Origin of the sequence: Promicromonospora sp. NPDC050262 (genome assembly GCF_040655935.1) — a bacterium.
GTDB lineage: Bacteria > Actinomycetota > Actinomycetes > Actinomycetales > Cellulomonadaceae > Promicromonospora.
Genome location: NZ_JBFAKX010000006.1, coordinates 45,046 through 61,519, shown reverse-complemented (window position 1 = coordinate 61,519; position 16,474 = coordinate 45,046). Strand labels below are relative to the sequence as shown.

At 72.4% G+C, this 16,474-nt stretch carries 18 protein-coding genes and 1 tRNA gene; 12 read left to right on the top strand and 7 right to left on the bottom strand.

Going from position 1 to position 16,474, the window contains the following annotated elements; translation table 11 throughout:
* Positions 1–2: 2 nt before the first annotated feature.
* A complete protein-coding gene (locus AB0I29_RS11290) occupies positions 3–428 on the bottom strand; it encodes a carboxymuconolactone decarboxylase family protein (RefSeq protein WP_285107864.1) in 426 nt (141 codons plus the stop codon).
* Positions 429–678: 250 nt separating this feature from the next.
* Between AB0I29_RS11290 and AB0I29_RS11285 the strand changes: the two genes are divergently transcribed.
* From AB0I29_RS11285 to AB0I29_RS11275, 3 genes are all read left to right on the top strand, one after another.
* A complete protein-coding gene (locus AB0I29_RS11285) occupies positions 679–1,230 on the top strand; it encodes a toxin (RefSeq protein WP_357481562.1) in 552 nt (183 codons plus the stop codon).
* A 9-nt stretch (positions 1,231–1,239) separates the two neighbouring features.
* Complete coding sequence (locus tag AB0I29_RS11280) at positions 1,240–1,431, top strand: hypothetical protein (RefSeq protein WP_357481560.1); 192 nt, start codon at positions 1,240–1,242, stop codon at positions 1,429–1,431.
* 107 nt (positions 1,432–1,538) lie between these two features.
* The gene (locus AB0I29_RS11275; RefSeq protein WP_285107859.1) at positions 1,539–1,730 is read left to right on the top strand and encodes a hypothetical protein; all 192 of its coding nucleotides are present in this window, start codon (positions 1,539–1,541) and stop codon (positions 1,728–1,730) included.
* A 13-nt stretch (positions 1,731–1,743) separates the two neighbouring features.
* On the opposite strand, the gene AB0I29_RS11270 is transcribed toward AB0I29_RS11275, so the two are convergent.
* Positions 1,744–2,667, bottom strand: a complete 924-nt coding sequence (locus tag AB0I29_RS11270) for an LD-carboxypeptidase (RefSeq protein ID WP_357481558.1) — start codon at positions 2,665–2,667, stop codon at positions 1,744–1,746.
* Between the two features lie 75 nt (positions 2,668–2,742).
* On the opposite strand from AB0I29_RS11270, the gene AB0I29_RS11265 reads away from it, so the two are divergent.
* Positions 2,743–2,973, top strand: a complete 231-nt coding sequence (locus AB0I29_RS11265; RefSeq protein WP_357481556.1) for a hypothetical protein — start codon at positions 2,743–2,745, stop codon at positions 2,971–2,973.
* Positions 2,974–3,076: 103 nt separating this feature from the next.
* Here AB0I29_RS11265 and AB0I29_RS11260 read toward each other — a convergent pair.
* A tRNA-Ser gene (locus tag AB0I29_RS11260) sits at positions 3,077–3,163 on the bottom strand.
* Between the two features lie 222 nt (positions 3,164–3,385).
* Here AB0I29_RS11260 and AB0I29_RS11255 point away from each other — a divergent pair.
* From AB0I29_RS11255 to AB0I29_RS11240, 4 genes are all read left to right on the top strand, one after another.
* A complete protein-coding gene (locus AB0I29_RS11255) occupies positions 3,386–4,009 on the top strand; it encodes a DUF4956 domain-containing protein (protein ID WP_357481554.1) in 624 nt (207 codons plus the stop codon).
* Positions 4,006–4,839 carry a polyphosphate polymerase domain-containing protein gene (locus AB0I29_RS11250; protein WP_357481552.1) on the top strand — a complete coding sequence of 278 codons (834 nt, stop codon included), beginning with the start codon at positions 4,006–4,008 and terminating at the stop codon, positions 4,837–4,839. Before AB0I29_RS11255 ends, AB0I29_RS11250 begins: the two co-directional genes overlap by 4 nt.
* Positions 4,836–6,443, top strand: coding sequence for a carbohydrate-binding domain-containing protein (locus tag AB0I29_RS11245; RefSeq protein WP_357481550.1), 1,608 nt, complete (start codon positions 4,836–4,838; stop codon positions 6,441–6,443). Before AB0I29_RS11250 ends, AB0I29_RS11245 begins: the two co-directional genes overlap by 4 nt.
* Before the next feature lie 91 nt (positions 6,444–6,534).
* On the top strand, positions 6,535–7,491 hold the full coding sequence (locus tag AB0I29_RS11240) for a transglutaminase domain-containing protein (protein WP_357481548.1): 957 nt from the start codon (positions 6,535–6,537) through the stop codon (positions 7,489–7,491).
* Here AB0I29_RS11240 and AB0I29_RS11235 read toward each other — a convergent pair.
* Complete coding sequence (locus AB0I29_RS11235) at positions 7,488–8,309, bottom strand: Sir2 family NAD-dependent protein deacetylase (protein ID WP_285107938.1); 822 nt, start codon at positions 8,307–8,309, stop codon at positions 7,488–7,490. The two genes, AB0I29_RS11240 and AB0I29_RS11235, sit on opposite strands and share 4 nt — an antisense overlap.
* 189 nt (positions 8,310–8,498) lie before the next feature.
* On the opposite strand from AB0I29_RS11235, the gene AB0I29_RS11230 reads away from it, so the two are divergent.
* Both AB0I29_RS11230 and AB0I29_RS11225 read left to right on the top strand, forming a co-directional pair.
* Positions 8,499–9,635 carry an L-histidine N(alpha)-methyltransferase gene (locus AB0I29_RS11230; protein ID WP_285107847.1) on the top strand — a complete coding sequence of 379 codons (1,137 nt, stop codon included), beginning with the start codon at positions 8,499–8,501 and terminating at the stop codon, positions 9,633–9,635.
* The gene (locus AB0I29_RS11225) at positions 9,626–10,306 is read left to right on the top strand and encodes a hypothetical protein (RefSeq protein ID WP_357481546.1); all 681 of its coding nucleotides are present in this window, start codon (positions 9,626–9,628) and stop codon (positions 10,304–10,306) included. The genes AB0I29_RS11230 and AB0I29_RS11225 overlap by 10 nt, the downstream gene beginning before the upstream one ends.
* Positions 10,307–10,320: 14 nt before the next feature.
* Here AB0I29_RS11225 and AB0I29_RS11220 read toward each other — a convergent pair whose 3' ends face one another.
* Positions 10,321–10,812 carry a nucleoside deaminase gene (locus AB0I29_RS11220; protein WP_357481544.1) on the bottom strand — a complete coding sequence of 164 codons (492 nt, stop codon included), beginning with the start codon at positions 10,810–10,812 and terminating at the stop codon, positions 10,321–10,323.
* Positions 10,813–10,894: 82 nt separating this feature from the next.
* On the opposite strand from AB0I29_RS11220, the gene upp reads away from it, so the two are divergent.
* Entirely contained in the window at positions 10,895–11,530 is a 636-nt protein-coding gene (gene upp / locus AB0I29_RS11215) for a uracil phosphoribosyltransferase (RefSeq protein WP_026366119.1), read from the top strand.
* Positions 11,531–11,566: 36 nt separating this feature from the next.
* On the opposite strand, the gene AB0I29_RS11210 is transcribed toward upp, so the two are convergent.
* Entirely contained in the window at positions 11,567–15,028 is a 3,462-nt protein-coding gene (locus AB0I29_RS11210) for a sigma-70 family RNA polymerase sigma factor (protein ID WP_357481541.1), read from the bottom strand.
* 271 nt (positions 15,029–15,299) lie between these two features.
* On the opposite strand from AB0I29_RS11210, the gene AB0I29_RS11205 reads away from it, so the two are divergent.
* Positions 15,300–16,067, top strand: coding sequence for a hypothetical protein (locus AB0I29_RS11205; RefSeq protein ID WP_285107839.1), 768 nt, complete (start codon positions 15,300–15,302; stop codon positions 16,065–16,067).
* A 39-nt stretch (positions 16,068–16,106) separates the two neighbouring features.
* Here AB0I29_RS11205 and AB0I29_RS11200 read toward each other — a convergent pair whose 3' ends face one another.
* A complete protein-coding gene (locus tag AB0I29_RS11200; protein ID WP_285107837.1) occupies positions 16,107–16,415 on the bottom strand; it encodes a DUF1540 domain-containing protein in 309 nt (102 codons plus the stop codon).
* Between the last annotated feature and the right edge of the window lie 59 nt (positions 16,416–16,474).

Below are 16,474 nucleotides of genomic sequence, written 5' to 3'. Positions count from 1 at the left end.
CCTCAGGCCTCGTGGGTCTCGTCGGCCAGCGGCATCAGGCCGCGCTCGGCGAACACGCGCTTCGCGGCGGCGACGGCGTTCAGGGCCCGCGGGAACCCGCAGTAGACGGAGCTGTGCAGAAAGACCTCGATGATCTGCTGCGGGGTGAGCCCCACGTTGAGCGAGGCGCCGATGTGCACCTCGAGCTGCGGTTCGCTGCCCCCCATCGCGGTGAGGATCCCGAGGGTCACGAGCTGGCGCTGCTGGGGCTCCAGCCCGGGCCGGGAGAGGATGTCTCCGTAACCCCACGCGACGATCTGGTGCCCGAGCTCAGGAGCGATGTCGGACAGCGACTCGATGACCCCGTGGCCCGCGTCGTCGTGGATCGCGTCGAGGGCCGCCTTGCCGGATGCGAACCGTTCCGCACGCAATGTCTCGTTCTCAGACATCGATTTTTCTCCTTCTGGGCTGCCTGCAAGGGGTGTTGTGGGCTCGTTCGATGGCCACGAGGGCAAGCGCCGGTGGGCGCGGTCCCAAGTCCAGCCCATGACGGCCCGGGGATGCAAGACCTCGCGGGTGATATATGCCCTGGTCAACTGGTCTTTCCGAGGTCGCATTCCGCCGGACGCCCCGCACGACGAGGCCGGGCACGTCGAAAATCCGGATGGCTCGGGCGCGCGGCCGGGCTAACGTCGTCCGGTGCACAGGGTGTCGGTGGTCGGCGCAGCCGGGTCGGGCAAGTCCACGTTCGCGCGACGGCTGGCGGCACGCCTCGACGTCCGGCACGTGGAGCTGGACGCGCTCTACTGGGGCCCGGGGTGGAACCCGCGCCCGCAGGAGGACTTCGTGCGGGACACGGAGCGCGTGATCACCGACGAGGCGTGGGTGGTCGACGGCAACTACTCGAGCCTCCAGCCCGCAATCTGGGCGCGCGCCGACACGGTGGTCTGGCTCGACCCGCCGACGCCGATCGTGCTCGCCCAGGTGTATTGGCGCACGCTGTCGCTCGCGGTGAGCCGCGCCGAGCTGTGGCCGGGCACGGGCAACCGTCAGCCCTGGGGCGACGCGCTCGCGCCCTGGCGGGAGGGCACGATCGTCCGGTGGTCGTGGGACCAGCGGAAGCGCCACCCCGAGCGCTACGGCGCCGCGATGACCGACCCCGCGAACGCCCACCTGTCGTTCCACCGGCTGCGGTCTCGCCGGGCGGTCGAGCGTTTTCTGGTCGACGGCCGCCCGTCCGGCCACCAGTAGGATCCGCGCATGCCCGCTGAGGACGAGCCCCACGAGGCGCGACACATCCGTCGCTGGGGAGACCCTCCCGAGGGCACCCCCGAGAGCCGCCTCCTGGACTCGCTGCGGGCGGACCTCCGGGAGCTGCGCGACCTGGCCGCCGACCTGCGCGAGGCCGTGCGGTGGCTGGCGAACAAGCTGTCGGGTCGCCGAGAGGCGTAGCCGCCGCCGGGCCGGGTCCGGGACGGACGACTTGGCCGCCGAGACGAACGTACGAGCCCGCGCCCTGGGCGGCGGACACACACCGGGCATCCCAGTACGATCCCCCCATGCCAGCGGACGACGCGAAGTTTGAGGGAAAAGAGCTCAGTCGACTCGGAGACTCACCCCGAGCAACGTTTGCGAGCCGTCAGGTCGACGTGCTGCGGACGCAGCTCGGGCAGTTCCGCTATCTGGCGGCCGACCTGCGCAAGGCCGGACGCTGGCTGGCGAACAAGCTGTCGGGTCGCCGCGGGGCATAGTCGCGGCCCGGGTTCAGGCGCTCAGCGCCGCGACCGTCAGCGTCCCGGCGTCGGCGTCGAGCTCGCACTCGACCCCGAGCGGCACGGAGACCGGGTTCTCCAGGTGCCCGAGCGGGAGCCCCGCGAGGATCGGCACGCCGAGCGGGCTCAGCCGGTCCCGGAGCACGTCGAGGACGTTCCAGCCGCGGTCCTCGTAGTCGTCGAACCCTTCGAGCGTGCCCACCGCCACGCCCGAGACCCCCGCGAGCGCGCCGGACAGCAGGAGCTGGGTCAGAGCCCGGTCGACCATCCCCAGCCCGACCGTCCGGTTGATCTCCAGCAGCAGGACGTGACCGTCGAGATCGTTGTCGACGATGCCGACGCTGCGCGCCAGCATCTCGAGATTGCCGCCGAACAGCGGTCCCGAGGCCGTGCCCGTCGTGGTGAGGTAGGCGCCGTACTGGCCGTTGTCCCTCCGCACCGGCTCGCCGGTTTCACCTCGCAGGAGGCGCAGCACTGTCTCCGCCCGAGTCCCGGCAACGGCGCCGTGGACCGACGGGACGCCGGTCCGGTGCCAGACCTGGTGCAGGGCCGTGATGTCGCTGAACCCGACGAGCGGCTTGGGGTCCGCCCGGAGCGCATCGGTGTCGACGTCGGGCAGCAGGCGGAGGCTCCCGCTCCCCCCACGCAGGGTGAGGATGGCGCGGACCTCCGGGTCCCGGATCGCGTCGTTGAGGTCCGACGCGCGCTCCGGGTCGCCGCCGGCCATGTAGCCGAACCGGTCGTCGGCGTGCTTGCCCAGACGCGCCTCGAAGCCCCACGACTCGACCGTCGCGACGCTCTCCGCCAGCCAGGACTCGTCGCTCCAGCTCGCCGGGGAGACGAGCGCGACGGCGTCGCCGGGCTCCAGCTTCCGGAGGGATGAAACAGCAGGTCGGGGCGAGGGTTGTCGCGACATGCGCGCGACGCTACAGGGTGAACACGTGGCTTCGGATGCGCGACAACGACCCGCCGCTTCCCCTACTCTCGCCGGATGACAACAAGGACCTCGCTGGCACTGATCATCGGCGGTGGGGCACTCGCTGTGCTGGGCGTGCTCGTGTCGTTCACCTACTTCCTGCAGCCCTGGCGCACCTGCCCGGACGACGACGCCGCTGCCGGCTGCCCGATGCTCGCAACGGACGCGACGGTCCTGACCGTCGCCATGATCGTGACGGTGCTGGCGGCCGCGGTGGCCGTCGTGGGCATGGTGAACCGGCGCTAGGCGCGGTCGCCCCGCCGCCGCAGTGCCCGCAGACCGCGGGTCCCCACCGAGACGAACAAGCCCCTGACCGCACGGGTCAGGGGCTTGATCAATACTGCGGGTGCGGTAGCGGTGGGATTTGAACCCACGGTGGACTTTCACCCACACACGCTTTCGAGGCGTGCTCCTTAGGCCGCTCGGACACGCTACCTTCGCCCGCTACCTCAGTAGCAGACCGTAGGAGGATACCCGGTCCAGGCCCGGTTCCACGAATCGGTTCCCCGACGGCGCCTGGAGCGCCCCCGGCACGCCGGACAACCCGGCTCCCAGCCGCCTCCCAGCGGGCCACAGGCTCGCCCCAGCCCTGCCCCAGGAACCGGCCGGGTCGATGCGTTTACCTCGTGTTCATCACCCCGATAACCCCGGAGTTCCGATGAACCAGCTCATGCTCTACGCGGTCGACCTCGTCGCCGTCACCATCCTCACCTTCGCGCTCTACTTCCCGCGACACCGCCGGCGCGACCTCGTCGTCGCCTACCTCGGCGTCAACGTGGGGGTGCTCGCGGTGTCCGCGACGCTCTCCGCGAGCGCCGTCGCCGCGGGCCTCGGCCTGGGCCTGTTCGGCGTGCTGTCGATCATCCGGCTGCGCTCCACGGAGCTGTCGCAGCACGAGGTCGCCTACTACTTCGCGTCGCTCGCGCTCGGCCTGCTGGGCGGGCTGGGGACGAGCGCCGGCTGGCTCGGGCTCGCGGGCAGCGGCCTGATCCTCCTGGTCATGGCGTTGGCCGACCATCCCCGCTTGTTCGCGAGGCACCACAGCGAGCTGGTCATCCTCGATCGTGCGATCCCTGACCAGACGGAGCTGACCGCGCACCTGGAGCAGCTGCTCGGGGCCCGCGTGCACGCCCTGTCCGTGCAGCGCCTGGACCTCGTGAACGACTCCACCTGGGTGGACGTCCGCTACTCCGAGGCGCGCCGGCTGCCGATCGTGACCGACGACGGCACGGGTGCCCCCACCGCCCTGCACGAACGTCCCGAGCTGGCGGCAGCCCGATGATCGACACCCTCGCCCCCGTGACCCTCGACGAGCTGAACGAGGCCGCCGCGCTCCAGACCCGGCGCGACCGCAAGTACGTGCTGACGCCGGACGAGCTCGACGACCTGCTCGCGGCCCTCCCGCCGGCCCGCGTGCTGGAGATCGACGGGTCCCGCACGTTCGCCTACGACTCCACCTACTTCGACACCCCGGAGCTGGACGCGTACCGCCTCGCGGCGACGCGCCGCCGTCGTCGGTTCAAGGTCCGCACGCGGACCTACGTGGACACCGGGTCGTGCTTCGTCGAGGTGAAGACCCGTGCGGGCCGCGGCACCACGGTCAAGGAGCGGCAGCCGCACGACGACGCCGACCATCTCGGCCTGGCCCGCACCTTCGTCGCCGACCGCCTGGCCGACGCCGGGGCGCCCTCGGCGCCCGTGCTCACCCCGACCCTGCGGTCGCGGTACCACCGCACCACCCTGCTGCTCGACGACGCCCGCGTCACGCTCGACACCGGCCTCGTCTGGGACCTGCTGGTCCCGGCCGCGCCGGGCCACGCCGACACCGGCCACGCCGACACCGTCCCGGACGTGCGCCGCAGCGCCACGATCGGCGACCTCGTGGTGGTCGAGACCAAGACCGCCGCCGGCTCCGGACCCTCGTCCGTGGACCGCCTCCTGTGGCGCGCGGGCCACCGTCCCGACCGCATCTCCAAGTACGCCACCGGACTGGCCGTGCTGGAGCCCGGCCTGCCGGACATGCCCTGGCGGCGCCTCGTGCGCCGTCGGCTCACCGTGAGCACGCCCACCACCGCACGACACATCCTGACCAGCGAGAGGACCTCAGCATGAAGATCCGCCGGCCCCGCCCCGTCCTGACCGCCACGATCTCCGGCGCCCTCGTGCTCGGCGCCCTCGCCGGGTGCGGCACGGCCACCGCCGAGACCACGAGCAGCACGAACACGACCACCATCTCGGAGGTGGCGACGACCACCGACGACGCGCTGGCCGACAACGAGGACTACTCGGACCTCGCTGCCCTCGCCGACGAGACCTGGGACACCGGGGACGAGACCAGCGTCTCGCTCGACGGCGACAGCGCCACCGTCTCGGGCGACGGCGCCACCGCCGACGGCTCCACCGTCACCATCTCGGCGCCCGGCACCTACCGGATCAGCGGCACCCTCGACGACGGCCAGATCGTGGTGGGCTCCGAGGCCGACGGCCTCGTGCGGCTCGTGCTCGACGGTGCGGACATCACCAGCTCGACCGGGTCCGCCGTCGCGGTCACGCAGGCCGACGACGTGTCGGTGGTGCTCGCGGACGGCTCGTCCAACAGTCTGACCGACGCCGCGACGTACGCGGACACCAGCGAGGACGCGCCCAACGCCGCCCTGTTCTCGGCCGACTCGATGGTCGTCTCCGGCACGGGTTCGCTGGACGTCACCGGCAACGCGAACGACGGGATCGCCTCGAAGGACGGCCTCGTGATCGCGGGCGGCGACATCACCGTCACCGCGGTGGACGACGGCGTGCGCGGCAAGGACTTCCTGGTCGTCACCGACGGCACGCTCGACGTCGACGTCGACGCCGAGGGCGACGGCCTCAAGGCGGACAACGAGGACGGCACCGACGACGCCGGCGAGACCGTCGGCTACGCGGCGCTCCTCGGTGGCACCGTCACCGTCGCGTCCGGCGACGACGGTGTCCACGCGGAGAGCGACCTCGTCGTCGACGGCGCCACGGTCACCGTCGCCGAGTCCGTCGAGGGCCTGGAGGCGGCGCACATCCTGGTCGCGAGCGGCACGGTGGACGTCACCTCGTCCGACGACGGCTTCAACGCCGCGGGCGGCACGAGCACGACGACCGACGGTGCCGCGACGACCGACGACACCGCGGCGGAGCCGCCGGCGTCGGGCACCGTGCCGGGCGGCGAGCCGCCGCAGGGCGGCGGGGGCGGCGGTGGCGGTGGCGGTGGCGGCATGCCGGGCGAGGCCGCGGGCGACTTCTCGCTGACGATCACCGGCGGCGACGTCACGGTCGACGCCGGGGGCGACGGCCTGGACTCGAACGGGACCCTGACGATCTCGGGCGGTGACGTCACGGTGTTCGGCCCGACGGACGGCGGCAACGGCACCCTCGACAGCGCCGGCGCGCTCACGGTGCAGGGCGGCACCCTGCTCGCCGTCGGCACGTCGAGCATGCTGCAGACGCCGGGCGACGGCTCGGAGGGCTGGGTCGCCGCGACCTTCGACACCCTGGCCGCGGGCACGGACGTGACCGTGGTCGACTCGTCCGGCACCACGGTTGCGGCGGAGACCCTGACCAAGGACACCCAGTCCCTGGTCCTGGCCTCGGAGAACGTGACCACGGGCGAGACCTACACGATCCAGGCCGACAGCGCGGAGGTCGCCACGGCCACGGCCGGCGACGCCCCGGCCACCACGAGGCGCTGAGACACCTCACCCGGCGGAATCCCCGGAAAGGGGGTGGGATTTCGCCGGGGGTGCGGGGTAGTGTTCCGGACACCGCCGAGGGAGGACACCGATGCCCGCGCCCACACTCTTCGACTACGCGGACCACAGCCCGTACTCGAACCCCGGAAATCACACCGGATACTTCACCGAGCTGAGCACCGACCCGGAAGAGCTGCACCGGTTCGCCTGCACCGCCGTCGTGCACTACCGGGCCGGTGACCCGACGTTGACCGACGAGCAGAAGAGCGACCCCGACCGGCGCTGGCTCACCTCGATCCTGGACGCCGCGGAGCTGCGCGCGCCTCTCGACGGGCCGCGCACGCAGGCCCAGCAGGTCGCGGGATGCTGCCGCGACCACACGCTCCTGACGCTCGGTGTGCTGCGCACGCACGACGTGCCGGCGCGGTCCCGGATCGGCTTCGCCACCTACTTCGTGCCGGGCTGGAACGCCGACCACGTCGTGGGCGAGCGCTGGGACGGCAGGCGCTGGCTGCGGTTCGACCCCGAGCTCGACCAGAAGGACTTCGACTTCGACGTGCACGACATGCCCACCGGGCCGCAGTCGCCGTTCGTGACGGCGGCCGAGGCATGGCTGGCGATCCGTGCCGGGACCGTCGACCCCGCGACCTTCGGCGTGACGGCGGAGGTACCGGACCTGCACGGCAAGGACTTCGTGCGCTACTACGTGCTGTACGAGGTGGCGCACCGGCACCGCGACGAGCTGCTGCTCTGGGACCTGTGGGGCCCCGAGCTGGGCACGTCGTACGTCCGTGAGGCCGCGGGCGGCCAGGCAGAGACCTGGGTCCAGGAGGCGGGCCTGCCGGGCGCCGAGATGTCCGACGCCGAGTTCGACGCCGTGGCCGACGAGCTCGCCTACCTGCTCGTGGCCGCCGACTCCGGGGACGGTGAGGCGGCCGACCAGCTCGCCGAGCTGTACCACGGGGACTCGCGGCTGCACCCGGGCGGCCGCGTGCTCACGCTCTCCCCGACGGGACATGACGGGATCACGGACCTCACCACCCGCTAGCTGGGCTGCGGCAGGCGAAGCACCAGCTCCCGCAGGACGTCGCTCGTCCCGGCGTCGATCTTCACCGTCGCGTACTTGTCGCCGCGGGTGATGCCGCGGTTCACGATGACGACGGGCTTGCCCGCCTCGGCCGCGTGCCGCACGAACCGCAGCCCGCTCATCACGGTCAGCGACGAGCCGGCGACGAGCAGGGCGTCGGCGGAGTCGACCAGCGCGAACGCCCGCTCCACCCGCTCGCGCGGCACGTTCTCGCCGAAGTAGACGATCTCCGGCTTGAGCACGCCCCCGCAGAACTCGCAGGGGGCGGGCTTGAAGTGCGCGGTCGACTCGATGACGGCGTCGGCGTCGGGCGCGATCTCCACGTCCGCGACGTCGCCCACGGACTCCAGGAAGCCCGGGTTGAGCTCGGTGAGCCGCTCCGCGAGGTGCGTGCGCGAGATGACCCGGCCGCAGTTGAGGCAGATCACGCGGTCGTAGCGTCCGTGCAGGTCGATGACGTTGCGGGAGCCGGCGTCCTCGTGCAGCAGGTCCACGTTCTGCGTGATGATCCCGGCGAGGATCCGGCGCTCCTCCAGCTCGACGAGCGCGCGGTGCCCGGCGTTCGGCGCGGTGCGGTCCACGTGCTGCCAGCCCACGTGGTTGCGCGCCCAGTAGTGCCGGCGGAACTCCTCGTCGCCCACGAACTGCTGGTAGGTCATGGGGCTGCGCGGCGGCGAGTCGGGGCCGCGGTAGTCGGGGATGCCGGAGTCCGTCGAGACCCCGGCGCCCGTGAGCGCCGTGATCCGGAGGCCCGAGAGCACGTCCACGGCGTCGTCCACGGTGGTGCGGGCGACCTCGACGGGCTCGGGCTGCCACGTGGTGGGGCGAGCTTGAGGGAACACGCCTACGAGGGTATGCCGCCGACTGCCCTGCGCACCCGGGGTGTGTTCCATTTCGCACCACGGATCGTCCCGCTAGCCTGGGATCTCTTTGCGTCGGAGCACTGCATCGGAGCACGAGGGGACCGCGTGGGCGACTCAGCGATTTCAAGGATCGACAGCACCCTCGCGGGCGACGACTTCGCGTGGTCCGTGACGCTGGTGGGCGAGGACCAGTCCGACAAGCTCGCCACCCTGGCCCAGTACCTCGACGACGGGCACTCGACGTCCGGGGACGGCAAGCGCGTCCCGTCCGGCTACGCCTACTGGGGCATCGGCCCGACCATCGCCTGGTTCAACGCCTCGAACGACCCCACCTACATGGTCATCAAGGTCGGCACCGAGATGTTCCGCAGGCAGTGGCGCAGCATCTCGCCGCTGGTGACGGACGAGTGCGTGCACCTGGTGAGCCTCGGCGTCGGTACCGGCGCCAAGGACGGGATGTTCCTGGAGACGATGCACCAGGCGCACCCGTCGATGCTCTACGTGCCCGTGGACATGAGCGCCGAGATGCTCCGGACCGGGTCGCGCACCGCCGTCCGGGACGCGCACTTCCCCCTGGACCGCTCGCTGGGCCTGCAGATCGACCTCTCCCTGGACGGCAACCTCGAGGAGCTCAAGCAGTTCCTCGACCGCCTCGTGGGCGACGAGGCGATCCTCTTCTCGCTGGTCGGCAACACCGTGGCGAACTTCGACGACGACGCGGAGTTCCTCGACGGCGTCGCGAAGGTGCTCCGGCCGCAGGACCGGATGCTCGTCGAGTTCGCCACGACCGAGAGCCTGAGCCAGGACGCCGTGCACGCCGCCGAGGCCGAGTACCGCCAGACGCGGGGGTTCGTGGAGTTCGTGGCGAGCGCCGTGCGCTACAACACCGACCTCAAGATCGACCTCGAACAGGTCCGGTTCACCGGTTCGGTCGAGGACGAGAGCATCCTCCTGAAGGTGTTCTGGCAGAACGTGGGCAGCGAGACCCTGCGGATGCTGATCCCGGGCAGCCGGCCGGTGCACCTCAAGCCGCTGGACACCATCCGGCTGTACACGACGCGCAAGTACACGACCGAGCGGATCGACCAGCTCGTGGCCGACGCCGGCCTGCGCACCACCCACGTGCAGCGGGAACGGTTCCGGTACACCCGGCGGCAGAACCCGTTCGGGCTGGAGCTGCGGCTGCTGGCGCCCGACGAGAACGCTCCCGCCGAGCGGCCGACGTTCGACGTGTGGAAGTGACCCGGGGCCCGGGTGTGCGCGGGGCGCCGGAGGCGGTCCGCGCGCGGCTGAGGCTGCTGCGGCGGCGGGCCGGGACCGCCTGGTCCGGGCGCCGCTGGGCCCGACGACGGCGCGTGACCGTCGCCGTCGTGACCTACACCCTTCTGGGCGTCGCGTTCGTGCTGGGCATCCTGTGGATCCTCGGCGTCGGCCCGGAGTGGGAACCCTGGGTCAACTCGCTGACCCTGCTCGCGGGTGTCACCGGGCTGATCGTGGAGCGGCAGAACGCCGAGACGGAGCGCCGCTCGGAGCTGGTCGCCTCGGTGATCTTCGAGCTGCGCCAGAACCGCGCCATCGTCGAGCGCCGGCTCGCCGGGCTGCGGACGGGCGGCGACCGCGCCCTCTCGGTCAGCCCCCGGCTGGCTCTGTCGGCGGTCGACGTCGCACTCGCCTCGGGCGTGCTGAGCCGGGCGCCCGACAGCGCCCTGGTCGAGAAGCTGCACCGCTGGCGGGAGCGGGTCCAGGGTTACAACTGGCGCCGCGACCTCACGGAGTTCGAGCTCATGATCGTCAAGTACCAGGACGGCGACGACGCCGTCGCGAACATGTCCAGCCTGGCCAACGAGCGGCTGTACCTGCTGCGCCTGCGCACGCTGCTCGACCAGCTCAGCGCGGCGCTGCCGCAGGTCTGACGCGGCCCCGCCCGTCAGCCCCGCCGCGCCCCGAAGAACTCCCGGAGCAGCGCCCCGCACTCGTCCTCGCGGAAGCCGCCCAGCACCTCGACCTCGTGCAGCGCCCGCTGGTCGCGCACCAGGTCCCACACGGAGCCCGTGGCGCCGGCCTTCGGGTCCCAGGCTCCGAGGACCAGCCGCCGCACCCTCGACTGCACCAGGGTGCCCGCGCACATCGGGCACGGCTCCAGCGTGACCACGAGCGTGCAGCCGGACAGCCGCCACTCGCCGCGCGCGGCCGCGGCCGCCCGCATCGCGAGCACCTCGGCGTGGGCGGTCGGGTCCCCCGTCGCCTCGCGCTCGTTGTGCCCGACGCCGATCACCTCGCCCGCCTCGTCGAGCACCAGGGCGCCGACCGGCACGTCGCCGGTGTCCAGGGCACGCCGGGCCTCGTCGAGGGCAACGCCCATCCACCGTTCCCAGTGCGCGCGGCGCTCGGCGGCGCTCAGGCTTGCTGTGTCGGACACACAGGTCACCCTAGTGTGGGACTGGCGACTTTCCGGGCCTCCGCACCGCCTCGCCGTTCGACCGCCCGGTAGCGTTGGCCCCATGCGCCTTCACGTCGTCGATCATCCCCTGGTAGCCCACAAGCTGACCGTCCTGCGGGACGAGACCACGGACTCGCCCACCTTCCGCCTGCTGGTCGACGAGCTGGTCACGCTCCTGGCCTACGAGGCCACACGCGAGATCGCCACCGAGCCGCACGAGGTGAAGACGCCGATCACCACCATGACGGGCACGCGCCTCGCGTCCCCGCCGCCGCTGGTGGTGCCGATCCTGCGCGCGGGGCTGGGCATGCTGGACGGTATGAGCCGCCTGCTCCCGACGGCGGAGGTCGGGTTCCTCGGCCTGGTGCGCGACGAGGAGACGTTCAAGGCCGTCACGTACGCGAACCGCCTGCCCGACGACCTCACCGGCCGGCACGTGTTCCTCATCGACCCGATGCTCGCCACGGGCGGCACGCTGGTCGCAGCGATCGACTACGTGCTGGAGCGCGGCGCGCGCGAGGTCACGGCGGTCTGCCTGCTGGCCGCCCCGGAGGGCATCGCGCTCCTGGAGGAGCACGTGGGCGACCGCGCGAACCTGTCGGTCGTGGTCGCGGCCGTGGACGAGCGCCTCAACGAGAAGGCCTACATCGTGCCCGGCCTGGGCGACGCCGGGGACCGGCTGTACGGCATCGTCTGACGCCGGCGTGGCGCCCCTGATGGGGCGCCCCGGGTGCTAGGCCTGCGGCTGCTCCTGCTCGGGGGTGTCGGCGGGCTCGCAACCGTCGAGGCCCATCAGCCGTCGCCAGGGGCTGTCCGTCGGAGCCGCGACCCGGGGCACGAACGCGGCCTGCTCGGCACTCTGGTCCCCGGTCGGCTCGCAGGTCGGATCGGGCAGCACGCAGTTCTCGCCCTTCACGGCGAACGACTTCTCCACCGTGAAGGAGTTGCCCTCCAGCTCGCGCGTCAGCCGCACGGTGACGTTGCCGTCGAGGGTGAACAGGGGCTGCTGGGGCAGCACGAACGTGGTCGACCCGGCGGGGACCGCCTGCTCCTCGCTCGTCGCGCCGGTGGCGTCCTGGACGAGCACGCCGCGCCACTCGCGGCCGGTCCCGTTCTCGACCGTCGCCTGGACCTGCACGTTCTGGTCGACGCACTCGGCCGCGGTGGCGACCGTGAGCTGCTCGACCGTCGGCCAGGTCACCTCGGCGCAGGACTTGAACCGGACGTCGAGCTGGTCGAGCGTCTGGCCGGCCGCCGTCAGCGGCACCGTGTCGGTGCCCCAGACCACCGGGAACTCGATCACCTCGGTCTGCCCGGCGGGCACGGTCCGGGTGACGTCCCCGACGTGGAAGGGCACGGGCAGGGTCGAGGCCGTGTTGTCGGCGGTGACCGTGAAGGTCTGCACCGAGCGGTCCTGGGCCGCGTCGAAGACGCAGGACTCCGACGACATGGTCCGCTCGCCCGCGGCGGGCTGGATCTGGGCGGCGGCGAAGGACTGCGTCGGGTTGTTGGCGGGCGCGCTCACGGCGTCCGCCAGGTCGCCGTCCGAGTCCGCGACCTCACGGGAGAGGTGGAACGTGACGTCGCCCGCCGGCACGTGCGTGCGGCCCGTGTCCACGGAGAGGTCCAACGTGCCGTCTGCCGCGACGGGCACCTTGACCGACTTGAGCGTGTCACCGCCCACGGGCACTGACATGACGGCGAACATCGACTCGCCGGTCTTGTTGGTGATCGTGCCCTTGACGCCCACGGTGCCGCCGGCGTTGACGGTCTGCACGCTCGTCGCGGTGTCCCACGTGGGCCGGTAGCAGTCCACCCCGCGGTGGTCACCGGCCGCGACACGGGTCTCGTAGGTGCTGCCGTCCACGTCGGTGGTCAGCACGAACGTGGCCAGGCCGGCCGGGACGCGCATGCCGTCGTGCACCGTGACCCGCGCGGACTCGCCGGGCGCCACGTCCTGGCCCGTGGCCTCGCGGCTGCCGGCCGCCTCGAGGGCGACGCGCACGACGCGCTGGGTCGTGTTGGTGTAGCTGCCGATCACGGCGGCGTCGGCCTTGTCGGCCCCGCCCTCGGCGAGGCAGGACGCGGTCACGGTGCCCACGCCGGCACCGGCGTTGGTCCAGGCCGAGGTGGCGACCAGCGTGGCCGAGGCGGAGCGCGCGCTGCCGTCGAGGACCGGCCGGACGTTCGCGACGCCCAGCTCGGCGGGCTGCGCCGTGGACGATGCGGCGGTGGTGACGTTCAGCGACATGTCGACGGCCGCGCCCGGCTCGAGCTGCAGCGTCGAACCGAAGATCCCGGCGAGGGGCGTGCAGAGCCAGCTGTTCGGCAGGTCACCGGCCGCGCAGGAGAGCTGCGACTGCGCCGACGCCGGCTTGACGCCGTCCGGCAGGGACACGGCGACGGCCCAGCCCGGGGCCACCGTGCGGTCACCGGTGCTGACCAGGGTGACGGGCAGCGGAGCGGTGCCGGGGCTGGACAACGAGACGTCCCTGCTCTGCGCGGACAGCTCCTGGCCGAACGGCGCGACCGTGCGGCTCGGCAGGTCGGCGCTCATCGGCTCGAGGCCGTCGGCCCAGACCTTGGCGCTGACCGGGTAGTCGCCACCGGCGTTGGCCTGCACCGGCACGACGACGCTGCGCGTCGCGCCCTGCGCGAGCTCGCCGATCGAGCAGAGCAGGACGTTCGTCCGCTCCGTCGGCGCGCAGCCGACCGGGGTCTCGACCGGGACGGTGCCCTCGGTGGCGGGGGCGCTGGGTGACGCGCTCGGCGTCGTCGGCACCGCGATCTCGCCGGTGGACGAGCCCGCCGAGGCGTCGGCCTTCGCCTCCGACGACGTGCTGCCGGTCGCGCCGGGCGTCGGCGTGGCCTCGGCGGTGGGGGTCGCACTCGCCGCCGGGCGGGTGCTGGAGACCAGACGGCCGCCGATCCCCGTGCCGAAGGAACCCTCCGGCTTCACCGAGGTGAGCCCGCTGGGGAGCGTGACCTCGAGCTGGGCGCCCGTCGCGTCGGCGGCACCCGTGTTCTCCACGGTGAACGACAGGTTCTGGCTCTGGCGGGGCGCCAGCGGCTGCGCGGCGTCCGCATAGCCGACCTCGATGTACGCGGTGTCCTCGTTCGGCACCACGTCGGTGGGCAGCACGGGCTCGCCGCCCTTGACCCTCTCGGCGGGACCGCCACCCGGCAGCTCCCGGGCGTCGTTCGTGGCGATCACCGTGTCGATCAGCGGGTCCGCCTCGGGCGGCGCCGTGATCTGCAGCGCCGCGACCAGGCCGACGGCGGCGACGGCGAGCGCGCCCGCGGCCATGCTGCCACCCGTCGCGGCGGCCGCGGCGGAGGCGACGGCACCCGCGGTGGTGGACACGGCCGACGACACCGCGCCGGAGAACGAGCCGCTCGACGCCGCGCTCACGGCGGAGGCGGAGTGCGCGCCACCGGCCGCCGCGCCCGCGCCGGCCTTGGCGGCGACGACCATGCCGCCGATCGGGGCGCCGGCGCCGACGAGGGCGAGGCCGCCCGCGCCCAGCACCAGCGGGGCGATGACGGTCTTCATGCCGTGCGCCACGTCGTGCAGCTCGAGCACGAGGGCGCTGCAGGTGGCGCAGGTGGAGAGGTGCTCGTCGATCTTGGTGGTCTCGCGCTTCGACAGGCTCGCGCGCACGTACCCGCCGAGCAGCGGGTTGACGGTGCGGCAGGTGTCGGACGGCGCATGCGTCAGGTGCTGCTGGAGGTACCCGGCCCGCAGCGCCTCCTTGGCGCGGTAGAGCAGCGCGGACACCCCGTTGGGGCTGAGGCCGAGCACGGGCGCGACCTGGGCGGGCTTGAGCTCGTCCACGAGCACGTACCAGAGGACCTCGCGCCACCGCTCCGGCAGGTCGACGTAGGCCTTGGCGATCACGCTGCGCTCGAAGCCCTGGAGTGCCGGGTCGTCCTTCGAGGCCACCCGGCCGAGGACGGACTCGATCTCGTCGTCGGTGCTCGGGCGGGTGCGCGCGGCGCCACGTGACACGTCGAACGACCGGTGGCGGACCATCGTGTACAGGTAGGGGCGGAACCCGGCGTCGGGGCCTACCCCGCGACGGAGCATCTCGAACAGCTTGCTGAAGGCGTCGGCGACGACGTCCTCCGCGTCAGCGGCCGTGACGTACTGGCGGGCGAGGGCTCGAGCGGCAGCTGAGTGACGCTCGTAGAGCACACCAAAAGCGTCGCGGTCACCTGCCCTGACCTGCAGAATCAGTTCCGCGTCACTCGGGGTTTCCCCTGTGCTGCTCTCGACTTGCCTCACGTCTGCCCAGACTCTCGCGGTGGTCGCGCTGCCGTTGACTGTCGCCGTCCTGCCAAGACTATAGAGCCAGGCGGAGGATTTAGGGGGTGGAATTCCAGATTCCGGGGTGACGCCCGGGTGAAGTCCGGCACGTCACAGCCGAAGGTGCGTCATGATGTATCCCCGTGAGGGTCCCATCATTATGAGCGAGGCACAGCAGGAGGCGCGGGTGCGTGTGCACGACCTGCGCGAGCGGTGGCGAGCTACGAGTCTGGCGTCGGTTTGGATCCGGCCGAACGACTGGGAGCACCCCGCCGCAGAAGCGCTAGCAGAGGCACTGGCCGAGGGCCGTGGCGTGATCGCGCCGGCCGAGCGGCTCGGTGCGGCGCGCGCCGGCGTGGGCGCCGGGATCACCGAGGCCCTGGACGACGTCGCCTGCCTCTACGCCGCCTTCGGGCGGCCCACGGATGTCGGCGCGCTGCGCGCCGCGGCGATCGGCTGGGTCGGGGAGCGCGAGCGCGTGCCCTACCAGATCGCCACGCACGACCCCTCGACCGGCCTGCCCACGGGCGAGTACCTGGGCGAGCGGCTGCGCGAGACCTACGGCGTCGCCCAGCGCACCGGCTCCACCGCGGGCGAGTCCCACTGCCTGCTGGTGCTCGACGTCGGCCTGGAGAACCTCGACACCTGGCAGCGCCTGGCGCGCTCCGCCGCGATCGGCCGCACGCTGCACCAGGTGTTCGGCGAGGGCCACCCGATGGCCGCCGTGGGCGACGGCACCTTCGTGGTGCTGTGCGAGCGGGGCCCGACGACGGCCGAGCTCGGCCAGTCGCTGCGCCGCGTCGTGGAGCGCAACGCCGAGGTGCTCGGCCTCACGACAGAGGTGCGCCGCCCGACCCGGGTGTGGGTCGAGCGGCTTCCCGGGACGCACGGCGACGCCCTGCTGCTCCTGGACCACCTGGCGCGCTGAGCACCGGGCCTCAGCCCGGGTTCGGCCCTGCTCGCCGGTTCAGCCCTGCTCGAAGGTGAGGCAGTCGGCGTGCGCCGGGTCCTCGGGGCCCGGTCCCACGCGGATCGACGCCGCGTTGCACTCCAGGTGGTCGTTGTGGGTGCACTCCGCACGCTGGCAGGCGCCGACATGGGCGATCACCTTGTCCAGGCCGCCCTTGGTGCTCAGCGGGATGAACGTGGCACAGGAGGCGTCGCCCATGTGCCCTCCGATGGTGACGGCGCCGGCGTGACAGCCGTGGTCGTGGTTGTACCCGCAGCCGTCGATCGAGCACTCGACGACCTCGGGCATCTCCATCAGCGTGCTCATGGCATCTCTCCTCGCTCGGTGCGTCACTCCTGCGGAATACCCCGATCGTATTCCGAAAT